This is a genomic window from Marinobacter aromaticivorans (genome assembly GCF_002806975.1).
In the GTDB taxonomy this organism is placed as follows: domain Bacteria; phylum Pseudomonadota; class Gammaproteobacteria; order Pseudomonadales; family Oleiphilaceae; genus Marinobacter; species Marinobacter aromaticivorans.
The window spans coordinates 210635-231297 of record NZ_NIHD01000007.1 but is presented as its reverse complement, the minus strand read 5'-3'; the positions used below and the strand labels follow the sequence as shown (position 1 = coordinate 231297).

Below are 20663 nucleotides of genomic sequence, written 5' to 3'. Positions count from 1 at the left end.
TTATTGATCGTTGTTCGGGTACTTAAAGCTGGTTCAGGTCCGGTAGCCGGGCTGTTAATTGCCGGATAATCGCCGGTAACTCATCGTCGATCCCCATGGCATAGCGTGCCACGCGGTTACGGGCAAAGGGCAAGGCGCGGGCGGTGCCCAGGCCGAGGTTCCGGAGCAGGTGCAGCGGAGGAATCCGGTTGCTGAACAGGTGGTAAAAGGCATCCATGGCATACATCATGCGCCGGTTTGCCGGTCGTCGCTGTTGCTCGTAGCTTGCCAGCACTGAGGCGTCGGCCAGATCCTTGCCGGTCCTCCGGGCCTCTTTCAGAATACCTTGCAGGCACTGGGCATCCTGAAAACCGAGGTTCACGCCCTGCCCCGCCAAGGGGTTAATGGTATGGGCGGCGTCCCCCACAAGTACAACGCGCCCCGCAGAATACTGTTTGGCATGCTGGCGGGCGATGGGGAAGCTGGCCCGGCCTTCAATGTGGGTAAGCTGCGGCAGTTCGGCTGGGAAGCCCTGTTGTATCTCCGCCATCAGTGCGTCGTTGCCCAGGCTTTTCAGGCGGGCGATTTCCTCTGGTGCGTCGTACCACACCAGTGAAGCGTGGCTTTCACCCGGGTCATCGGAGCCTGCACTGTGTAACGGCAGGAAGGCCCGGGGGCCCGAAGGGTAAAAGCCCTGCCAGGTGATATTCTGCACCGGCCCCTGATAGCGCACGGAAATAACCATGGCCTGCTGGCCGTACTGATTCCGGGTCACGCCAATGCCAGCCATGTCCCGCACCCGGGACTGGGCGCCATCGGCACCAATCACCAGCGCAGCGGCCAGCTCCTCGCCGTTCTCGAGCACGACCCTGGCCTGTTCTTCTGACCGGGTAATACCGGCGATGCCACTGCCGGCCAGTATAGTGACGGAGGGCTCAGCTTCCGCCGCCTGCCAGAGGCCGTGCTGGGTCACCGGGTTTTCAACAATATGGCCAAGGTGGGGCGTGTTCAGCCTGGTGGCATCGAACTCCACCCGGTTTGCGGTTGGCGGCAACAGATTGCTCAGCGGGTGTCGTGTTTCATCCCACACCGCAAGCCGGCGATAGGGTGTGGCGCGCATGTTGAGGATGTGATCCCAGGCGCCCAGATTTTGCAGGTAACGCTCACTGCCGGCGCTCAGGGCGGATACACGGATATCCGGTACCGAATCGGGGTCGAAACCGGGGGCAGGGGCACGATCAACCATCGCCACACTGAAGCCGTCCCGCCCCAGGCCGGTGGCAAGTGCGGCGCCGACCATGCCGGCGCCGACAAGTACAATATCAAAAGCTTGAGTCATATCGGGTTCCTGTCTGATGCCTTCAGTTTACGCGATGGCAAAGATCAGACAAGGGACCGGGATCAAGCCGGTTATGAAAACGCCATCAGCCAACCAGTCCGGATGCAGGTTGTTTTGATTCCGCCCCGGGCTGGCGACGGTCTTTCAGCAACCAGGCAGGCTTCTGGGTGCCGGGCTTGATGAAGCCCCGATGGAGCACCATGGGTTGAACCAGGTTCAGGAAATCCCGTGTTTTCATATGCACGGTTTCGGTGTGACTGCCTGCGGCAAAAGCCAGTTCGGACTGCTCGGTCAGCGGTTCGGCACAATACACGGTCATGCCGAACAGGTTGCCGAAGGGCGGCATGGCGCCGACTTCGCAGTTGGGAAACCGGTCCTGGAACTCCTGTTCGTCGGCAAGATCGACAAAGTCAGTATCCAGAATGCGGGAAAGGCTCTCCCAGCGAACGCGCCAGGTAGCCGGCATAACCAGCATGGCCATTTTTCCATCCAGTTCGATAATGACGGTTTTGACCACCTTGTCACCCGCGATTTTCACATGGTGAGCAAGCTCCTGAGCGGTAAACGCGGGGGGGTGAGTGAGGCACATGTATTCCACATTTGCCTCATCCAGAAATTCTTTTAACTGCTGTATCGGCATAGTGACAGCCTCCTACCAGCAATGACAGCAACCCGGAGCGGTTAACCCAGTGGTTGCCATGCTCCGGCGACCTTCTGGCGGGGTTATCAGACCCCACCATTATGGTCAGCTTAGCTGAGGTTGTGCCAATTGCGAGTAACGGGTTGTATCTATGGGATACGGATTGCTATTTCACTCGGTTTTGTACATATGTACATCGCGCTGGGGAAAGGGAATGGAGATACCTTCCGCATCAAACGCTTTTTTCACCCTTTCCTGCATATCCCAGTAGAAGGGCCATAAGTCGCCTGCTTTGGTCCATGCGCGTACCGTCAGATCTACGGAACTGTCACCCAGGCCTCCAACAACAATGAGGGGCACGGGATCTTTCAGGGCACGTTCATCTTCTTCGATCAGGCGTTTGCAGATGGCTTTGGCCTTGTCAATGTCGTCGTCGTAGCCGATGCCAAAGGACATGTCGCAGCGGCGGGTTTCGTAAACGCTCATATTGATCAGGCTTGCATTGGACAGCTCGCCGTTGGGAATCACCACGCGACGGTTATCGAAGGTGTCAACAATGGTGTAGAGAATACTGATTTCGCGCACCGAACCCAGAAACCCCTGAGCTTCGATAACATCACCTACCTTGAACGGCTTGAAAATCAGAATCAGCACGCCCCCGGCAAAGTTTCCGAGGCTGCCCTGCAGTGCGAGGCCAACCGCCAGGCCGGCAGCACCAATAATGGCAATAAAGGAGGTAGTCGCAATGCCTACCATGGAGGCAACAGAAATCAGCAGGAGAACTTTCAGAACGGCACTGAGCAGCCCGCAAAGAAATTTGTTCAGGGTGGGATCTTTCTTGCCAAGCTTTGAGTCCAGCACTTTCACAAAGCGGTTGATCAGCCACATACCGACGATCAGTGTGATGATGGCCAGCAAAACTTTCGGCGCGTAGGTCATTACCAGGGCAATGGCCTGGTCGACGTATTCAGAGGCGCGTCCGTCAGCGCTCAATAGGTCTTCCATAGGGACTCCTTGTAGATTCCTGTTTTCTTAGGTGTTACATCGTGATTACAGAACCGAGACAACCGGGTGGGCTCAGCAGTTTATATAGCAGACAAAACGATGAGGGTATATGTGAGCCTGGTTGAAACATGTCGCATCTACGCAGCAGTATTGGCTTTGGCCCACTCAATTACAGCATCCGGGCCTCCGCGGACTAGGATTTGCCCTTGCTTCTGGCGGAGCTGGTAATCGTACATCGGGTCGTAATAGTCCTGCAAAAGCGCCTGGATCCAGGCATTGTGGCCTTCTGCATTGCCCGTGCTTTCCTGCAGTGCCAGTGCCTCTTTCATCAGGTGGTGCAACTGGCGGTGACGCTCCCCGCCCAGGCGCTTGCTAATGCGGTCCAGAGCCCCGAGCAGGTAGTCGCGAAAATTCAGCCAGCCAGCTTCTTCGCCATCCCGCCTCATGTAATCCGCCGACATGCTTTCCACATAATCCTGCCGAATGATGCAGATACGGTCGTCAAGTGGTTGCTCAAGAATGAGCAAGGGGGCATGGGCCATCTTTTGTTTGAGTACCTCTGGCAAGGCACAGCGACCAACCAGCCGGCTTTCATCTTCCAGATAAACAGGGCCGATGTTCAGGTGATGGGCTTTTAGCATGGCGACCGCGAGGCGGTTTTCAAAATCTATCTGTGATGGCTGCGGTGTTACCTGGCGGCCAAAACTGGACCCCCTGTGGTTTGCCAGCTTTTCCAGGTCCACCGGGTTTGGCAGCTGCTGAAGTACGCGGGTCTTGCCTGTCCCTGTGCGCCCGCTGATGATACGGAAATCACTGGATTCAACAAGATTATCGAGGCTGTCGAGAAGAAACCGGCGCAACGCTTTGTAGCCGCCCTTCACCAGGGGGTAGTCGATACCGGCCTCTCTGATCCACTGCTGCGTCAGTCTCGAGCGCAAGCCCCCACGAAAACAGAACAGGTATCCTTCGGGGTGCCGTGTTGCAAAGCGTTTCCAGGCTTCAATGCGCCGGGCTTTAACGTCTCCGGAAACCAGTTGGTGGCCGAGCCGGATGGCTTCCTCCTGGCCTTTTTCCTTGTAGCAGATACCGACACGATGCCGTTCTTCATCATTCATCAGAGGTGCGTTTTCAGCGCCCGGGAAGCTGCCTCTGGTGAATTCCACAGGCGCCCGCACGTCCAGCAGGGGAGTGTTGTTCAGGAACAGGGACAGGTAGTTGTCGGTATCAGGTCTGCTTGCCATTTCAGGGCTCAATTGCTTGCCGGAATGAGGCGGCAGTATAACGGATGTGCAGTTTTCCTGCTGTTTTTGGCCCGGTTTGAGGGGAGGGTATGCGGAAATCCGGCACAAATAAAAAAGGGCAACCCTGAAGTCGCCCTTTCACCGGAACAGGTTGGCGCATCCTTGCGCTGAGTGCAACAGCCGTGTTGCGAATCCTTGTGCCACTCCCTGGTGCCGGCTTCCGAGCCGGCGATCCGAATAGTTGTCCCTTAAGCCGGGTATCCCTGTGTCCTTGCCTCTCCCTGCTTTTCCATGCAGGAGTGCATCCAGTGCTTCGTCCTTATTCCCGGTCATTCCTGACAGGCTCACTATACCAATCGAGTTTGTCGGCGCGTGTGACCCATGTGTGCCTGGCCGGAGTTTGGCTTTTGTCAGGTTAATGGAAGTTAATCATATCAGTCAGTTAGGACATGTTGGCCGGTGGCTGGAGATGCGACGCACGATAAATTACCGCACAATCTCACAGATTTGTGCGAGATATCTCACACGGATTCGGGCGAATCTCTCAAGTCCCGACTTGTGATTTTACGTAGGCCGGGCCAGGGAAGGAGTCCGATGACTATTCCTGCCCCGTCTGCCGCCACGTCGGCCAGGGAGAAATCCCGGTAAGGCAGGGTTGCCTGCACCAGTTCAATGGCCAGACCGAAACCCAGCAGGGCCGGCGCGAACCACACGGCGTGGAGTTGCGGCCAGGCGAGGCGTGTAACGATTGTGAGCTCAATAAAAGCAATCAGGTGGTTCACTTTGTCGCTGGGAGCAGACGGGATCGGGTAATTGGTGTCTGTCGTGGCCAGAAAACCAATGGCGGCTACCGACAGCAGCAGGATGAAGCGCCATAGCGGCCGAAAGTGCAGCAGCCTGGTGAGTTGATGTTTCAGTATTGCCATTGATGAATTCCGTCAGGGTTCTCTGGCTGTGTGGAGGTTTTCAACATGATATGCTTTGCGCCCCGTCACTGTCATTGAAGCGGAGGACTGATCGGCAATGCTCAGAGGAAATTTTTTTCGTGGACTGGGCTATCTGGGTGAAGGCTTTCGTCTGATTCGCCAGCCAGGCCTCCGCTTGTTTGTCGTTATTCCGCTTGTTATCAACATTCTGCTTTTCGGGCTGCTGTTCTATTTTCTGGCAGAGCTCTTTGGGGTACTGATTGCTTCCGCAATGGCCTGGCTGCCCGACTGGGCCTGGTTACAGGCACTGGACTGGCTGTTCTGGACCTTATACGGTGCCGTTATCCTGTTGATGCTTGCGTATGGCTTTGTGATTGTTGCAAACCTGATTGGTTCTCCTTTTTACGGTTATCTGGCGGAGCTCACCGAAAAACATCTTACCGGCCAGGAAGTGAGCCCCGATGACGGCTGGGCTGCCATCATCAAGGACATCCCCCGGGCGCTCTGGCGCGAAGTGCAGAAGATCCTCTATTACCTGCCCCGGGCCACAGGCCTGTTTATCATTGGCCTGATTCCGGTGGTTAACCTGGTTGCAGCAGTGCTCTGGTTTCTGTTTAACAGCTGGATGATGGCTCTGCAGTATGTGGATTACCCCGCCGACAATCACAAAGTGAGCTTCAAGGCACTGCGCCGGTTGCTTGCCGATACCCGGCTGTCTGCACTGGGCTTCGGGCTGCCGGTGGCTCTGGCAGCCATGGTGCCGGTTTTGAATCTTGTGGTGGTTCCCGCTGCGGTGTGCGGCGCAACCGCCTATTGGGTGCGCGAGAACGGCGCAACACGAAATTAACGAGTCTGGAGGTTTTTTGGACGCATCGGAATTTGTTATTGGTCAGCGCTGGGTCAGCCACAGTGATACTGCGCTCGGGCTTGGCATAGTTACGGATATGTCCGGACGCCGGGTTACCCTCGGGTTTCCCGCAGCGGATGAAGAGCGCACGTACGCCATTGATAATGCACCCTTATCCCGCATCGTTTACCAGATTGGCGAAGAAATCGAAACCTTTGATGGCAGCACCTATATCGTGCGTGCAGTGGAGGATCTGGGGGGCGTGCTGCTGTATCACGCTGAGGCCAGTAGCAGTGAAGAGCCTGGCGGGGACATTGAGCAAATCTCCGAGGTAAAACTTGCCGGTTCGGTCAATTTCTCCGCTCCCCACCAGCGTCTGTTTGCCGGTCAGTTTGATCGCAATGGTGCTTTTCGTCTGCGTTTCGCAACACTCCAGCATATGGACCGGTTACGGGCGTCTCCCGCCCAGGGGCTGATTGGTGCCCGCACACAACATTTGCAGCACCAGATCTACATTGCCCACGAAGTGGCCAGGCGCCATGCGCCAAGGGTGCTTCTGGCAGATGAAGTTGGCCTGGGTAAAACCATTGAGGCCGGCCTTATTCTGCATTATCAGCTGCAGACCGGTCGGGCCCGTCGGGCGCTGATTGTTGTGCCCGATTCACTGATTCACCAGTGGCTTGTGGAAATGCTGCGGCGCTTCAATCTGCGCTTCTCGATTGTCGACCAAGGCCGCTATGACGCCCTCAAAGACAGTGAGGACGATGTTGATGTGCTGATGACTCATATTTTTGGGGACGATGCAGCCGTCAATCCTTTTGAAAGCGACCAGCTGGTGCTATGCAGTCTCGATTTTCTGGTGAACAACGGGAAAGCCAGAAACGACGCTTTGAAAGCGGGTTGGGATCTGATGATTGTGGATGAGGCCCATCACCTGGCCTGGAGCCCCGAAAATGCCAGCCCGGAATACCTGCTGGTGGAGGAGCTGTCTGCGGTTAGCAAAGGTTTGCTGTTACTGACCGCAACCCCAGAACAGGTGGGCGTTGCCAGCCACTTTGCCCGGCTAAGGCTGCTTGACCCGGCGCGGTTTCACGATTTGCAGGCATTTCAGCAAGAAGAGCAACAGTACGAAGCAATTAACAGCGTGGTGCGGCGTTTGCAGGATGAGGGTTCGGAAATCCATGAGGATGACCGCAAGGCCCTGGAAGCCTGGCTCGGGGACGAGCTGGAAAAATTGCTGAAAGAGGCTTCGCCACGCCAGTCCATTATTGATGCGCTGCTGGACCGCCACGGCACCGGGCGGGTTCTGTTCCGGAATACCCGGGCGGCTATTCAGGGTTTTCCCGAGCGCCGGCCCCATGCGGTTCCCCTTGATTGCCCGGGCATGTATCAGAACCAGGCGTTTGGTTACTCCGGGTTAGCTCCCGAGCAATCCGTGCCCGAGGAACAGTGGCTGGCGGATGATCCGCGAGTTAACTGGCTGGAGAAAAAGCTGGTGAGCTTGCGCCCCGCCAAAGTGGTGGTAATTTGCGCCCTGGCCGAAACCGCTATGGCGCTGGAACATTACCTTCAGTTGCGCGCCGGCATTCGCAGCGCCGCATTCCATGAGCATCTGAACCTGGTGGAGCGAGACCGCGCTGCCGCCTATTTTGCCGATGATGAACAGGGCGCCCAGGCACTGATTTGCTCCGAGATTGGCAGTGAAGGCCGTAACTTCCAGTTTGCACATCATCTGGTGCTGTTTGATCTGCCCGCCAACCCTGACCTGCTCGAGCAGCGTATCGGGCGGCTTGACCGTATTGGCCAGACAGAAACCGTCGACATTCATATCCCCTATCTCCGGAATACCTCGCAGGAGGTTCAGTACCGCTGGTTCGAGGAAGGCCTGAACGCGTTTTCTGAAAGCTGCGCCGTTGGTGTTGCGGTGCAGGAAACGGTCAGTGATCAATGGAGAAGCGCCATGGAAGGTGACTTGTCTGTGCTGGATAGCCTGGTTGAAACCTCGGCTGCCGAGACCCTTCGCCTGAAAACCCTGTTGCAGAACGGTCGCGATGCACTGATTGAGCTTAACTCCTGCCGTCCCGAAATAGCCGATGCGCTGATTGCCCGCATTGAAGAGGAAGAAGGCTCGGCCCAGGTTCGGGATTACATGATGGAAGCTTTCGACATTCTTGGAGTGGATGTCGAAGACCACTCTGAACATGCCGATATTCTGCGCCCCGGCGAGCAATACCAGGCCGGCCATGTGGCTGAGCTGCCGGAGGACGGTATAACCGTTACCTGGGATCGCCGGCATGCCCTGGAGCGTGAAGACATCGCTTTTATGAGCTGGGAACACCCGATGGTAACCGGCGTGATGGACTCGGTAACCAGTTCCGGGCTGGGCAAGGCCGCGCTGGCCAGCCTGTCGGTGAAGGCATTGCCAGCCGGCACTCTGCTTATGGAGGCGCTGTTTACAGTGCACTGTCCGGCACCCGAAGCCCTGCAACTGACCCGCTATCTGCCGGTTTCGCCTTTGCGGCTGCTGGTGGATGTGAACGGTAAAGAACTCTCAGCGGCACTGCCCCATGATCGCTTGAACGATCTGTGTTCAAACATTCGCAGACGCACGGCTCAGGCCGTTGTGCCACAGATTCGTCCCCAGGTCGAAACCATGGTGGACCACGTGGAGCGCTTGTCTGCGCCGCATCTGGAACCTATGAAGCAAAAGGCACTGGAGCGGTTGGCGGCAAGTTTCGAGCCGGAGATCCGCAGGCTCGAGGCCCTGAAAAAAGTGAATCCGGCCATTCGCGAGGAGGAAATTGATTTCTTCCGCAACCAGCTGAAAGCTGCCCGTGAAGCCATCGGGCACGCCACCCTGGCTTTGGAAGGAATCCGGGTTATCGTTACGGCATAAGGCTGGTTTTTGCGATGCCGTTCACCCGCGGATGCCGCTGAAGCTGCTGGTCAGCGATCATCTGATACGATACCGTAAACGTAACATTTTGTAGCTTTTATCCATGGATGACAGAGAGAACCTATGATGACTTTTATTCTGTTTCTGGCGGCGCTGGCAGGTTTGCTGATTGTCATGCGGCGCGAATCCGGGGCCAAACCGGCTATCGGTGTCATGGTCGTGATTGGCGTTCTGTCAATGATCTTTGCATCGGGCTGGTTGGCGCTGATCCTCTTTATCGGCACGGCGGCGACTGCAGCTGCAGGATTGCCCGGGCTCCGGCAGGGGTGGCTGACGCCACGGGTGTTTGCCATGTTCAAAAAGGTTGCGCCCAGGGTGTCGGACACCGAGAAGGTGGCACTGGAAGCCGGAACCGTTGGCTGGGACGGCGAGCTGTTTACCGGGCAGCCGGACTGGCACAACCTGCTGATCAACCGCCACACCGGCCTCTCCGAGGAAGAACAGGCATTCGTGGATAACCAGTGTGTTCAGGCAATTTCCATGTGTGACGCCTGGGATGTTGCCGTAGAACGCGCCGATCTTCCGAAAGAACTATGGGATTTTCTCAAGAAGGAAAAGTTCTTTGGAATGATCATCCCCAAGGAATATGGTGGTCTCGGTTTCTCGGCCAAAGCTCAAACCGCTGTGCTGCAGAAGATCGCCGCCAACGAGATGTTGATGGTCTCTGTGGGGGTCCCTAACTCCCTGGGCCCGGGTGAGTTGCTGGTAAAATACGGAACTGAAGAGCAGAAAAACCACTACTTGCCCCGCCTGGCCGATGGTCGTGAGATTCCCTGTTTCGGCCTGACCGGGCCCCGGGCAGGCTCGGATGCAACCTCGCTGCCGGATACAGGCATCGTTTGCAAGCAGGAAATCGACGGCAAGGAGGTTGTCGGTATAAAACTGAATTTTGAAAAGCGCTGGATTACCCTGGCCCCCATCGCAACGGTGGTTGGCCTGGCTTTCCGCATGTTTGATCCGGACGGACTGCTTGGCGACACCAAAGATTACGGTATTACCTGTGCGCTGATCCCACGGGATACCAAAGGCATGGAAATCGGTCGCCGTCATTGCCCTATCGGCAGTCCCTTCCTGAACGGCCCGATTATCGGCAAGGACGTATTCATACCCCTGGATTACATTATTGGCGGTCTGGATATGGCCGGGCAGGGCTGGCGTATGCTGGTTGAATGTCTGTCGGTTGGCCGTTGCATCACGCTGCCTTCGGGTGCCGCCGGCGCAGCTGCCTATGCAGTGGGCACGGCCGGTGGCTTCACCCGTATCCGTCGTCAGTTCAATACCCCGGTGGCAGACATGGAAGGGGTTCAGGAGCCCCTGGCCCGAATTGCCGCCAAGACTTACATTGCCCAGGCAGCGGTTAACCATACCGCCAATATGATCGACAAGGGCGAGAAACCTGCCGTACCTTCGGCGATTCTCAAGTATCACCTGACCGAGTTCCAGCGCAGCATTCTGACAGATGCCATGGACGTGCACGGCGGTAAAACGGTGACTCTGGGCCCGCGCAACTATCTTGGCATAGGTTTCAGTGGTTCTGCGGTCTCCATCACCGTGGAAGGTGCCAACATCATGACCCGCAGCCTGATGATCTTCGGTCAGGGGGCCATCCGTTGTCATCCCTATGTGCTCAAGGAACTGGCTGCCAAGGATAACGATGATATCGATGCGTTCGACGAAGCCTTCTTTGGGCACGCGGGCCTGATTTTCGGCAACGCAGCGCGGGCCTTTACCCAGGCGCTTGGCCTTGGCCGGGCAGACGTTCCGTTCGATAGCGCCAGCCGCAAGTATGCCCAGGCTGTGGCTCGCTTCAGTGCAGCTTTCGGGCTGTGTTCGGATGCTGCCATGACCACCCTTGGCAGTGATCTCAAGATGCGCGAGCTGATCTCGGCGCGGCTCGGTGACATGTTGTCCAATCTCTACCTTGCCTCCATGGTGCTGAAAAACTGGCACGAAACCCAGCCGGTGGAAGGTGAAAAGGAAGTGATGCAGTACAGCCTTGAATTGCTGCTGCATCGTACCGAAGAAGCACTGGATGCTTTCCTGCAGAACCTGCCGAATCGCGCCGCAGCCTTGGTTCTTCGTGCGGTCACCCTGCCCCTGGGCCGGCGCCGGAATAACCCCCATGACGATCTGGCGCGTAAACTGGCCCGGTTCATTTCCACCGACACCCCCATTCGGCACAAGCTGCTTGCCAGCACATGGACTACCGAGGGTGACGGCACAGTGGAAAACCCGGTGGCGCGCTATAACGATCTGCTGAAAGACTACGACAAAGCCGAGCAGCTCTACCGCAAAGCAACCAAGGCATACGCCAAGGGTGAACTGCCCATCACCGCGTTGCATCCGGAAGAGCGCTTCGAAGCGGCACTGGAGGCAGGCATATACACCAGGGAAGAAGCAGAGTTCATGCGGAAGTACGAAGCGGTGGTTCTGGAGATGCTCACCGTTGACGACTTCCCGTTTGATGCGCTTGCCCGCAACAAGGAAACCGTAATTGATCACAATGCTGCGTAACCGGTCAGGCCACTGATTATGTGGTTAGCGTTCCTTGCAGTCAGCGCGGGTGCCGTTATTGGCGCTAACCTGCGCTGGCTGCTCGGTCTCTGGCTGAACTCCAGTTATCATGCGATTCCGCTGGGAACCCTCGCAGCCAACCTGGGCGGAGGCTGGCTGGTAGGCTTGCTGATCGGGTATTTCAGCCAGGGAAGCGCCCTGGCGCCCGAGTGGCGGTTGTTCGCGATTACCGGTTTATGCGGCGCGCTGACCACCTTTTCCACTTTCTCCCTGGAAATGCTCGCCGCGATTCAGGAGGGTAAATGGACGTTGGCCATTACCGGCATTCTCGTTCATGTTGCTGGCTCCATTTTGATGACGGCGCTGGGTATTTACACCTTTGGTCTGGTGAAAAGCTGAGTTGGTATCACTACCTACATGAATTGTTTTAAATGTACTTGGCAAGCCCGCAATTCCAGAGTAGAGTGTTTTGTGAAGGAAAGATTCAGCAAAGCATTTCATGAATAAGACGTACTCCGCAGTTAGTAGTGACCGTCCTGTTTTTGATTCCGCGAGTTCTGTATTTCCGCAAAACGCTGACCATACACATTCAGTGAGTGGCAGCAGATAATATGATTGATTTCAGGAAGTTTAAGTATGTCTACTACTACCGGTACTGTTAAGTTCTTCAACGAAGCAAAAGGCTTTGGCTTTATCACTCGTGAAGGCGGCCCGGACGTTTTTGTTCACTACAGCGCTATTCAGGGCAGCGGTTTCAAAACTCTGGCAGAAGGCCAGCAAGTTGAGTTCACCGTTACCCAGGGCCAGAAAGGTCCCCAGGCGGAGAACGTTACTGCTATCTAATCCCCAGGGATAGAGCAATAACCGCCAAAAAAGGCAGCTTCGGCTGCCTTTTTTTCGTTAGCAGGGGCCCATTTTCCTGCATCCGGGCAGTGATATGGTACATTTCCAATTGGGCACAGAGCATTACTGGGTGATATAACCGGAGAGTTTATGAAGCTGATTGGATCAACTACTTCGCCTTTCGTTCGGCGCATCCGCATTCTGCTGGACGAGGAACCCTACGATTTTGTGAACCTTGATATTTACGGCGAAGACCGGGACGAAATCAGGCGTACCAATCCTGCGCTGAAAATACCTGTACTGGAAAGTGATGGCCAGGAAATTTATGACTCCCGGATTATTTCCCGCTATATCAGTGCCAAACAGGGCAGGGACCCCCTTACCTGGGACCAGCAGAACCAGCTTACCCTGATTGACGGCGCCAACGACTCCGCGGTTATCCTGCTGCTGGCCAGGCGTTCCGGCCTTGATGTGGACACTCCGGGGGTTATGTTTTTTGATTTGCAGCGCGAGCGCATCATGACAACCCTGCGCACCCTCGCGGCCCAGGTGGAAGACGGGCAGTTCGAGGAGTGGAATTACCCGGCCATCTGCCTCTATTGCCTGGTGGACTGGCTGGATTTTCGCGACCTTGTGGACTTCACCGGCATTGAAAGTCTGATTGCCTTTCGCGACAGCCACAAGTCTCATCCCTGGGTGGCCGAAACCGACCCACGCGAGTCCTAATTCCGTCCGCAGCGCGAGCCGGAGAGTCTGGCCCGGTGTGGGTAACCGCCGAGTGGAGCCGGTTTCCTTCTGATGGTCAGGACAGGCCGCGTGTGATCATGGCAGGGTCGCCGCGGCCCTCTACGGCAGCCAGTTCGGCGCTGGACAGCCACTCCCCGGGTGGTTTTTCCAGAACGCTGGCGCAGGCCGTCAGTGTATGAGCCCAGGAACAGCGATTCGTGAACAGCATGCCGGCCTCGTTCAATGTACCTCCGCGGTTAATATAGCCCAGCACCCTGCTGTGAGCAGGGTCCGGAAAGAGCGGGTGCAGGTGCCCCCGGAACACCTCCGGTCGCATGTGGGTCAGTGCGACTCTCCGGTGCAACCGGCTCGGGAATATACGTTCCCGCTCCAGATCTGACAGGCAGATCTCCGCCTCCAGCATATCCCTGGGCGCCCGGAATCGCCCCGGCTCCTGTACATAGACCAGGCGGAACGAGGTGCCCGTCTCGCGCAGGCGGTCGCAAGCGCGGATAGCCTCGGAAAGCTGGTAGGCACCGTTGGCAATGAGCAGTATGGGCTCGCCCCCGGAGGTATCTTCATCAACAACCAGGGCACCGTGCCGGGCAAGCGCCTCCGCTTCGCGGGCGTCAAATACGCAGGGCCGCTCCCGTTTGGGAATCACCATGCAACTGATCGTTCCCCGTTCCGTAAAGACTGAGGGCAGAACCGCCAGGGTACTGTTGTAATCGGCCGGAAAGAGGACCCGGGAAACATCGCTCATTTCCCCCAGCAGGCTTTCACAGAAGGTGGTGTCCTGGTGGGACTGTTCGTTCTTGCCATTCTCCCAGGTATGGGATGTGGCAATAACCAGAAGGCCAAGCCAGCGGGCGGGCCGGCCAACGGCTTTCTGGTGGCGCGCAAAAATCAGTTCCTGGCGGATTGCGCCGAGCATTTTCACGCAGAATGCCTCGTAGCTGGCAACCAGGTTTAGGCCTGCCTTGTTCGCCAGGCAGGCAGAAATGACGGCCTCCTCATTCAGCACGGTGATTATCTTCCCGTGTATCGATTCTGATGAATCTTCGGGGTCGTTCACCCGGTGTTTCAGATCTTCCAGCAAACCTGTCAGGCGATTGCTGGCAAGTTCGTCCGGATTTCCCACCCGGGCTCTCAGGTCAGGGTTTTGCGCGACCAGCGCCCGGAAGAAGTTGTCCACCGCCAGCATCGGCGAAAGCTGATCGTGGCGAGCCGTCAGGGCCGGCACAACCGGGTCTGGCGGGTTACGCCTGGCGAGTGGATGGTCGCGCTCAAGTGGCCGTGCCTGTTGGTCGTGTTCTTTGAGCCGCTTTACGCTGTCTGCAAGCACGTCGGGAGCTACCCAGAGTCGGGATGCGTGTTCCCGGAACAGTTCCCGGGCACGTATATCCATGCGTGGATTTCCTGGCAATGGCAGGTTGTGAGCAGAGTTCCGGCCGGCGCCATAAAAACCGAAGCCTTTCACGGTTTCGGCAATACCGTAAGGAATGCGGACCGGGTACCCGAGTTCACCTGCCAGGGCGCGATCACTCCGGCTCTGCAGGGAATGCTCCATCTCCATCAGTACACAGACAAACGCAGCAGGGTCACGACCATCAAACCTGACCGGATCGAACCCCCGGGCCTCGAGGTGAGCCGCGAACCGCTCCAGGCCTTCACGGGAGCCAAGCTCTGTACGTTGTTCAATGCGGCGGCCGTTGGCAATCATTACCGGTGTTACCAGGCCGCAGTCCTCGGCCCGCCACCAGCGGGGGATCCAGTCACTGCCCCTTTGCTCTTCAGCAGCCCCGTCTGAAAGAAAGGCCACAAGGGATTCGCCGGGCAGTGGCATATGGGCATACTGAAGCTCGGCGAAGCCTAAATAGCCACCTTCAATAATGCCACCCGCTGTGTAGGGGTTAACGTGGCTGCCCAGTGGCGCTGCCGTGCTGCCGTCCGGCTTTTGCCGGTAGCTGTAAAAATCCGCTACCATCCGTGACAGGCCGTCCGTTCCCGTGTAGCGTTCTTGCTGTTCGGGATGAAGGTTGCCGGTCAGCACATTCAATCCGTCGATGGCGGCTACACAGTGTCCCTGGCCCATGAGCCAGCTCCGGGTTTTGCCAGTCAGGTTGTTGAGTGCCAGGTAAGCTGCGTAGGCGGGTACCATGTTCAGGGCACCACCGGTATGGCCCTCCGGTTTGTATTTGAAATCCCGGGCTGTCAGTGGGGCACCGGAGCTGTCAACGCGGTTTGCGTAAGTCATGTGTACAACCAGCCACATACCGGCGCTGGTCAACCGGTCAAGATCGGCCAGCTTGCGGTAAACTGTTGCTTCGTCTGGCTGGTGGCCAGCGGCGACAAGAGCCGAAGCAAGGGCCTGCACCTGGTCGCAGGTGGCATCGGTGTGCTGGATAACACCATAGCCGCGACGCCAACGTTCGTAGTCGGTGCAAACCGCTGATGGCGGGATGGATGATGACATGGCGAGCCTCCACGGCTTGATTGTTTTTCAGCAAGTGTATGGCACACCGGCAACAGGGGGCTTGATGCAGGTCATCCAGCCCGGCTGCCGATAATTACAATGGGTTGTGAAAATTCGTGGGAGAGAGCAATGAGTGATGACAAGCGCCGCCGCTATTCTGCCCCCGTTGTGGACGGCATTGGCAAGTCTGCCAGCCGGGCCATGCTGCGGGCGGTTGGCTTTACCGATGAGGATTTCCGCAAACCCCAGATTGGTATTGCCTCCACCTGGAGCAATCTGACGCCCTGCAATATGCACATCAACGAACTGGCGGAGGCCTCTTCTGCCGGTGCCGATGCGGCCGGCGGTAAGGCGCTGATTTTCAACACCATCACCGTGTCCGACGGCATTGCCAATGGTACTTTGGGTATGAAGTACTCCCTGGTGTCCCGGGAAGTGATCGCCGATTCCATAGAAACCGTGGCCGGTTGTGAAGGTTTTGACGGCCTTGTGGCTATCGGTGGCTGCGACAAGAACATGCCTGGCTGCATGATGGGGCTGGCCCGCCTCAACCGGCCTTCGGTCTTTGTGTATGGCGGCACCATTATGCCCGGGAAAAACCATACAGACATCGTCTCCGTGTTTGAGGCCGTGGGAGCGCACGCCCGCGGCGATCTTGATCTGATAGAGGTAAAGCAGATCGAGGAAACGGCCATTCCCGGCCCCGGTTCCTGTGGCGGCATGTATACCGCAAACACCATGGCTTCTGCGATTGAGGCCATGGGCATGAGCCTGCCCGGCAGCTCAGCGCAGAACGCGGTTTCCGCTACCAAAACTGACGACTGCCGTGCTGCAGGTGCCGCAGTTCTTAATCTTCTGGAGAAGGATATCAAGCCCTCGGACATCATGACCCGTGAGGCCTTTGAAAATGCCATCACGGTTGTTATTGCCCTGGGCGGTTCGACCAACGCCGTCCTTCATCTCCTGGCGATGGCCAGCACGGTTGGTGTGGAACTGAGCCTGGATGATTTTGTCGATATCGGGAAGCGCGTACCCGTGCTGGCAGATCTGCGCCCGAGCGGGCAGTACATGATGTCGGAACTGGTCGCAATCGGTGGTATTCAGCCCCTGATGAAAATGTTGCTGGAACGTGGATTGTTGCACGGTGATTGTCTGACGGTGACCGGGCAGACACTGGCAGAAAACCTGGCCCCGGTTGCGCCTTATCCTGAGGCCCAGGATATCATTCATGCCTTTGATAACCCTATCAAGGCAGACAGCCATTTGCGCATTCTTTACGGCAATCTTGCGCCGGATGGCGCTGTGGCCAAGATCACCGGCAAGGAAGGAACACACTTCACGGGTCGTGCCCGGGTATTTCATTCCGAAGAGGAAGCCCAGGAACGAATTATTGACGGTACCGTGGTTGCCGGTGATGTACTGGTGATCCGCTATGAGGGCCCGAAAGGTGGCCCGGGCATGCGTGAAATGCTCACCCCGACCTCGGCAATCATGGGTAAGGGGCTTGGCAACGACGTCGCCCTGATTACCGACGGTCGTTTCTCTGGCGGCAGTCACGGTTTTGTGGTTGGCCACATTACTCCGGAAGCGGCCGAGGGTGGCCCCATTGCGCTGGTTGAGGATGGCGATACAATAACCATTGATGCAGTGGCTAACACCATGGAGTTGGACGTGTCCGCACAAGAGCTGGAGCGCCGGCGCAAAGCCTGGGTGGCTCCCCAGCCCCGGTTTACCCGTGGCGTGCTTGCCAGGTATGCCCGTACGGTAAGCTCTGCATCCACCGGTGCGGTCACTGATCTGCCCTGAATCCATAAGCACAGAAGCACAGAGTGTAGTAAATGCACAAAACGATTATGGCGAAGATGGTGTTGTGGCTGGTCTTTTGCCTGCCATTGCTGGCAAATGCACACCAGACAAACACCCCTGAGCTTAAAAAGTCCACACAGGGCCCGAACCTGGCGTCCGTGAATGCCGCCGTTGCCCTGGCTGGCAGCAACGACCTCGTTTTTGGCAAAAATTCCGACCGCTCTGTGCCCATTGCGTCCATCACCAAAGTGATGACGGCTCTGGTGGTTCTGGAATCCGGTGCACCCTTGAACGAATGGCTGGTTTTCCGGAAGCGCCATACGCCGGCGGCTGCCAATGCATACAGCCGTATCCGGATTGGCTCGAAAATGCGCCGCGCAGATGTGCTGCGTATTGCGCTTATGTCATCTGAGAACTTTGCAGCCTATACCCTGGCCCGCAGCCACCCCGGAGGCTTCGACGCATTTATTGATGCCATGAATGCCAGGGCAAAAACGCTTGGTATGGTGGGTACCCGCTTCGTGGATCCGACTGGCCTTTCGGCGGAGAATGTCTCAACCGCCGGGGATCTGGTGAGGCTTGTCAATGCGGCGGCGGAATACCCGGAAATCCGGGAGTATTCCACAACCGGCTATTTTCGCGGCCATTTCCGTAACCCCCGTTACAGCTTGTCGTTCGGTAACACCAATGCTTTGGTGCACCGTAATAGCTGGGGCGTGGGGCTGAGCAAAACCGGCTACCTCTCGGAGGCCGGGCGTTGCCTGGTGATGATTTCGGAAATGAACGGCAAGCAGGTGGTTACGGTTCTCCTGGATTCTTTGGGTACCCGTTCACCCATGGGGGACGCAGGGCGCATCAAACGCTGGCTGGATACCGGTGACCAGGGCCAGGTGGCCAAAGCGGCGCGGCAATACGCGCAGGAAAAGAATGCTGCCTACAATGCGGTGGTTCACAGCACGACGGCTGCATTGAAATAGAATACGCACGGAACCCGCAGCGCGTTGACGCAACGCATTGACGGGCACATGAAAAAGGACAGGCAGTTCATGATCCGGATTTTTACCACCGGTGGTACCATCGACAAGGTGTATTTTGACGCCAACAGTGAGTTTGAAATTGGTGAATCACTGGTGCCGGAACTGCTCGCAGAGTCGAATATCCACAACGGTTACGAGCTGCAGGGGTTGTTGCGCAAAGACAGTCTGGAAATGACGGACGAAGATCGTGCAAAAGTTCTTGCGGCGGTCAAAAACTGTGATGGCCGCCGAATACTGATTACCCACGGTACGGACACCATGGCGGAAACCGCGCAGGTGTTGTCCTCAGTGACTGACAAAACCATTGTTCTTACGGGCGCCATGCAGCCGGCGCGAATGCGTCGCAGCGATGCGGTCTTCAACATGGGTTTTGCCTGGGCGGCGGTTCAGCTTTTGCCGCCTGGCGTCTATATCGCCATGAACGGGGAAGTGTTTGAAGCTGGTGCCGTGCGTAAAAACCTGAAGGCACAGCGCTTCGAACGTACCTGAACTCAGCCTGCCGAAGCAATTTCCTGTTCGGTCAGCTCTCGATAGGCTCCGGGCCCCAGTGCAGGGTCAAGGATTATATCGCCTATGCTCTGTCTGTGCAGGGCCTCCACATGATTACCCACCGCAGCCAGCATGCGTTTGACCTGGTGGTAGCGCCCTTCTGAAATGGTTAACTCAATCAACCTTTGCCCCAGAACCCTTACCTGGGCAGGCTTTGTGGGCTTCGGGTCGTTATTAAGCAAAACGCCCTTTTCCAGGGTTTTGATGGCGGAATCTGAAACCGGCGTGCTCAGGCTTACCCTGTAGGTTTTAGGGCACTCTACTCTCGGTGAAGTGATCCTGTGGGACCATTGCCCGTCAGTTGTCAGCAGCAGCAAGCCAGTAGTGTCGGCGTCCAGCCGGCCGGCGATGTGAAGATTGCGGGTCAGCTCTGCTGGCAGCAGATCCAGTGCGGTTGGATACTCACTGTCGCGGGTCGCGCTGACCACACCCTCAGGTTTATGGAGCATCAGGTAGCGCTCGCCCGGTAGGGTCAGTTGCGCGCCCTCCAGCATAACCTGAGCGCCTGCTGGCACGTGTTTGCCCGTTTCTTTCCAGACTTCACCGTTAACTTCTACGCCACCGGCATGTATGGCACGCCTGGCCTCTTTACGTGAAAGGGGTGAGCTGGTGGCGATAAACTGATCAAGGCGCATGGGGTCAGCACTCCTCGCCAGGCGCAGGCACCGCCAGGCTGGAAAGGCACAGCACCGGAATGGCGCCTGTTGCGCGAGCCCATAGCAATGGCAAGGCGCCTGTGTTCATGGTGGGCCGGGGCGCACGTTCGCCATTGCCCGGTATCAGCTTACCACCCCGCTCACTGGCCAGAACAAAGGTAAACGGGTGTGCTCCGGGAATGCCCAGGCGAATATCGGTTGCCGTGATTTTACCGTTGCTTGCCCTGTAATCGAGAAAGCCCCGGGTAAACCATTCCAGGCGTCGGGCTTCGGGAAGTTGTGAGACGGCTCTTGCCAGTTCTGGCTGGCGCGGGAAGTATTCAAGGGTCAGGGGCGTGTCGTCATCCAGAAAGCCGGTCACAATTTCAACCCGCTGCCGATCCGTAATGGCGGTGGCGCGCCAAAGTACCGTGTTGAAGGGCATGGGTTGTACCAGCAGTTCGGCGTCAGCCAGACCTGCTTTTGCGAGTGCGGGCTGCACCCGTTCGGTAATGACCTGCTGAGCCACAAACGACCAGCCAAGATACACGCTGGACAGAACCAGGCCAGCCGCCACGGCCCGCTGTGCCGGAGGGCGCAGCAGAAAGACGATGCAGCCGGCCAGCAGAGGGAGCGTATACAGTGGGTCAATAATGAAAATGCTGCTTATCGCAAGGGGCCTGCCAGTTGGCCAGAAGAGTTGCGTGCCGTAGGTGGTGAAGGTATCCAGCAGCGGGTGTGTCAGGAGTACCAGCGCGGTTAGCAACAACCAGCGCTGGAACCCCGGCTCCGGCTTCCAGCGCCAGAGCAAGGTCGCAAGCAGCAGGGACACAGGTGCAAGCACGAAAAGAGAATGGCTGAAGCCCCGGTGCTGGGTAAAGTTAGCCACCGCCGTTCCATAATCAATCAGCACATCAAGGTCGGGAAGCGTACCCAGTAACGCGCCGGTGAGCAGAGCCGATCGCCCGAAAGTTTTACCCGCCACCAGGCCTGCGATTGAGGCGCCAAGGGCGGCTTGAGTGATTGAGTCCATGAATTCCGCAAGAGTAGAAAATGGTGTTGAGTATTATGCGCGGTTTGGGGATTCAGATCACGGAAAGCAAGGGTTGATAAAAAAAGGAGGTGTTAAAAAAACTGACACCCC

General features: G+C 57.2%; 17 protein-coding genes. 9 read left to right on the top strand and 8 right to left on the bottom strand.

The genetic code is table 11. The annotated features are described in order from the left end of the window. Positions 1 to 22: 22 nt before the first annotated feature. The 5 genes from CDH48_RS12300 to CDH48_RS12280 all read right to left on the bottom strand — a co-directional run bounded on the left by CDH48_RS12300 (position 23) and on the right by CDH48_RS12280 (position 5130). On the bottom strand, positions 23 to 1318 hold the full coding sequence (locus CDH48_RS12300; RefSeq protein ID WP_100689033.1) for an FAD-dependent monooxygenase: 1296 nt from the start codon (positions 1316 to 1318) through the stop codon (positions 23 to 25). A gap of 85 nt (positions 1319 to 1403) precedes the next feature. After that, positions 1404 to 1958 (bottom strand): aminoacyl-tRNA deacylase, encoded by a 555-nt coding sequence (locus tag CDH48_RS12295; RefSeq protein ID WP_100689032.1) that lies wholly within the window; start codon positions 1956 to 1958, stop codon positions 1404 to 1406. 171 nt (positions 1959 to 2129) lie between these two features. Next, positions 2130 to 2963, bottom strand: a complete 834-nt coding sequence (locus CDH48_RS12290) for a mechanosensitive ion channel family protein (protein ID WP_100689031.1) — start codon at positions 2961 to 2963, stop codon at positions 2130 to 2132. 137 nt (positions 2964 to 3100) lie between these two features. Beyond that, on the bottom strand, positions 3101 to 4204 hold the full coding sequence (gene mnmH, locus CDH48_RS12285) for a tRNA 2-selenouridine(34) synthase MnmH (RefSeq protein WP_100689030.1): 1104 nt from the start codon (positions 4202 to 4204) through the stop codon (positions 3101 to 3103). Positions 4205 to 4725: 521 nt separating this feature from the next. After that, entirely contained in the window at positions 4726 to 5130 is a 405-nt protein-coding gene (locus tag CDH48_RS12280; protein ID WP_100689029.1) for a VanZ family protein, read from the bottom strand. 97 nt (positions 5131 to 5227) lie between these two features. Between CDH48_RS12280 and cysZ the strand changes: the two genes are divergently transcribed. From cysZ to CDH48_RS12250, 6 genes are all read left to right on the top strand, one after another. Further along, on the top strand, positions 5228 to 5977 hold the full coding sequence (gene cysZ / locus CDH48_RS12275; RefSeq protein WP_100689028.1) for a sulfate transporter CysZ: 750 nt from the start codon (positions 5228 to 5230) through the stop codon (positions 5975 to 5977). Positions 5978 to 5993: 16 nt separating this feature from the next. Further along, complete coding sequence (rapA, locus tag CDH48_RS12270; protein ID WP_100689027.1) at positions 5994 to 8873, top strand: RNA polymerase-associated protein RapA; 2880 nt, start codon at positions 5994 to 5996, stop codon at positions 8871 to 8873. A 123-nt stretch (positions 8874 to 8996) separates the two neighbouring features. After that, on the top strand, positions 8997 to 11447 hold the full coding sequence (locus tag CDH48_RS12265) for an acyl-CoA dehydrogenase (RefSeq protein WP_100689026.1): 2451 nt from the start codon (positions 8997 to 8999) through the stop codon (positions 11445 to 11447). Positions 11448 to 11465: 18 nt separating this feature from the next. Then, a complete protein-coding gene (gene crcB, locus CDH48_RS12260) occupies positions 11466 to 11846 on the top strand; it encodes a fluoride efflux transporter CrcB (protein WP_100689025.1) in 381 nt (126 codons plus the stop codon). A gap of 237 nt (positions 11847 to 12083) precedes the next feature. Next, positions 12084 to 12290 carry a cold-shock protein gene (locus CDH48_RS12255; RefSeq protein ID WP_007154967.1) on the top strand — a complete coding sequence of 69 codons (207 nt, stop codon included), beginning with the start codon at positions 12084 to 12086 and terminating at the stop codon, positions 12288 to 12290. A 150-nt stretch (positions 12291 to 12440) separates the two neighbouring features. Continuing rightward, on the top strand, positions 12441 to 13016 hold the full coding sequence (locus CDH48_RS12250; protein WP_100689024.1) for a glutathione S-transferase family protein: 576 nt from the start codon (positions 12441 to 12443) through the stop codon (positions 13014 to 13016). A gap of 76 nt (positions 13017 to 13092) precedes the next feature. Here CDH48_RS12250 and CDH48_RS12245 read toward each other — a convergent pair whose 3' ends face one another. Then, the gene (locus CDH48_RS12245) at positions 13093 to 15492 is read right to left on the bottom strand and encodes a phosphoketolase family protein (protein ID WP_100689023.1); all 2400 of its coding nucleotides are present in this window, start codon (positions 15490 to 15492) and stop codon (positions 13093 to 13095) included. Between the two features lie 129 nt (positions 15493 to 15621). On the opposite strand from CDH48_RS12245, the gene ilvD reads away from it, so the two are divergent. The 3 genes from ilvD (at position 15622) to CDH48_RS12230 (ending at position 18824) form a co-directional block, all read left to right on the top strand. Next, positions 15622 to 17298, top strand: a complete 1677-nt coding sequence (gene ilvD, locus CDH48_RS12240) for a dihydroxy-acid dehydratase (protein ID WP_100689022.1) — start codon at positions 15622 to 15624, stop codon at positions 17296 to 17298. A gap of 32 nt (positions 17299 to 17330) precedes the next feature. Continuing rightward, entirely contained in the window at positions 17331 to 18275 is a 945-nt protein-coding gene (gene pbpG, locus CDH48_RS12235) for a D-alanyl-D-alanine endopeptidase (RefSeq protein ID WP_227521068.1), read from the top strand. 69 nt (positions 18276 to 18344) lie between these two features. After that, on the top strand, positions 18345 to 18824 hold the full coding sequence (locus CDH48_RS12230; protein WP_100689068.1) for an asparaginase domain-containing protein: 480 nt from the start codon (positions 18345 to 18347) through the stop codon (positions 18822 to 18824). A gap of 2 nt (positions 18825 to 18826) precedes the next feature. On the opposite strand, the gene CDH48_RS12225 is transcribed toward CDH48_RS12230, so the two are convergent. Both CDH48_RS12225 and CDH48_RS12220 read right to left on the bottom strand, forming a co-directional pair. Next, on the bottom strand, positions 18827 to 19519 hold the full coding sequence (locus tag CDH48_RS12225; RefSeq protein WP_100689021.1) for a pseudouridine synthase: 693 nt from the start codon (positions 19517 to 19519) through the stop codon (positions 18827 to 18829). Between the two features lie 4 nt (positions 19520 to 19523). Continuing rightward, positions 19524 to 20552 (bottom strand): metal-dependent hydrolase, encoded by a 1029-nt coding sequence (locus CDH48_RS12220; protein ID WP_100689020.1) that lies wholly within the window; start codon positions 20550 to 20552, stop codon positions 19524 to 19526. Positions 20553 to 20663: the final 111 nt, after the last annotated feature.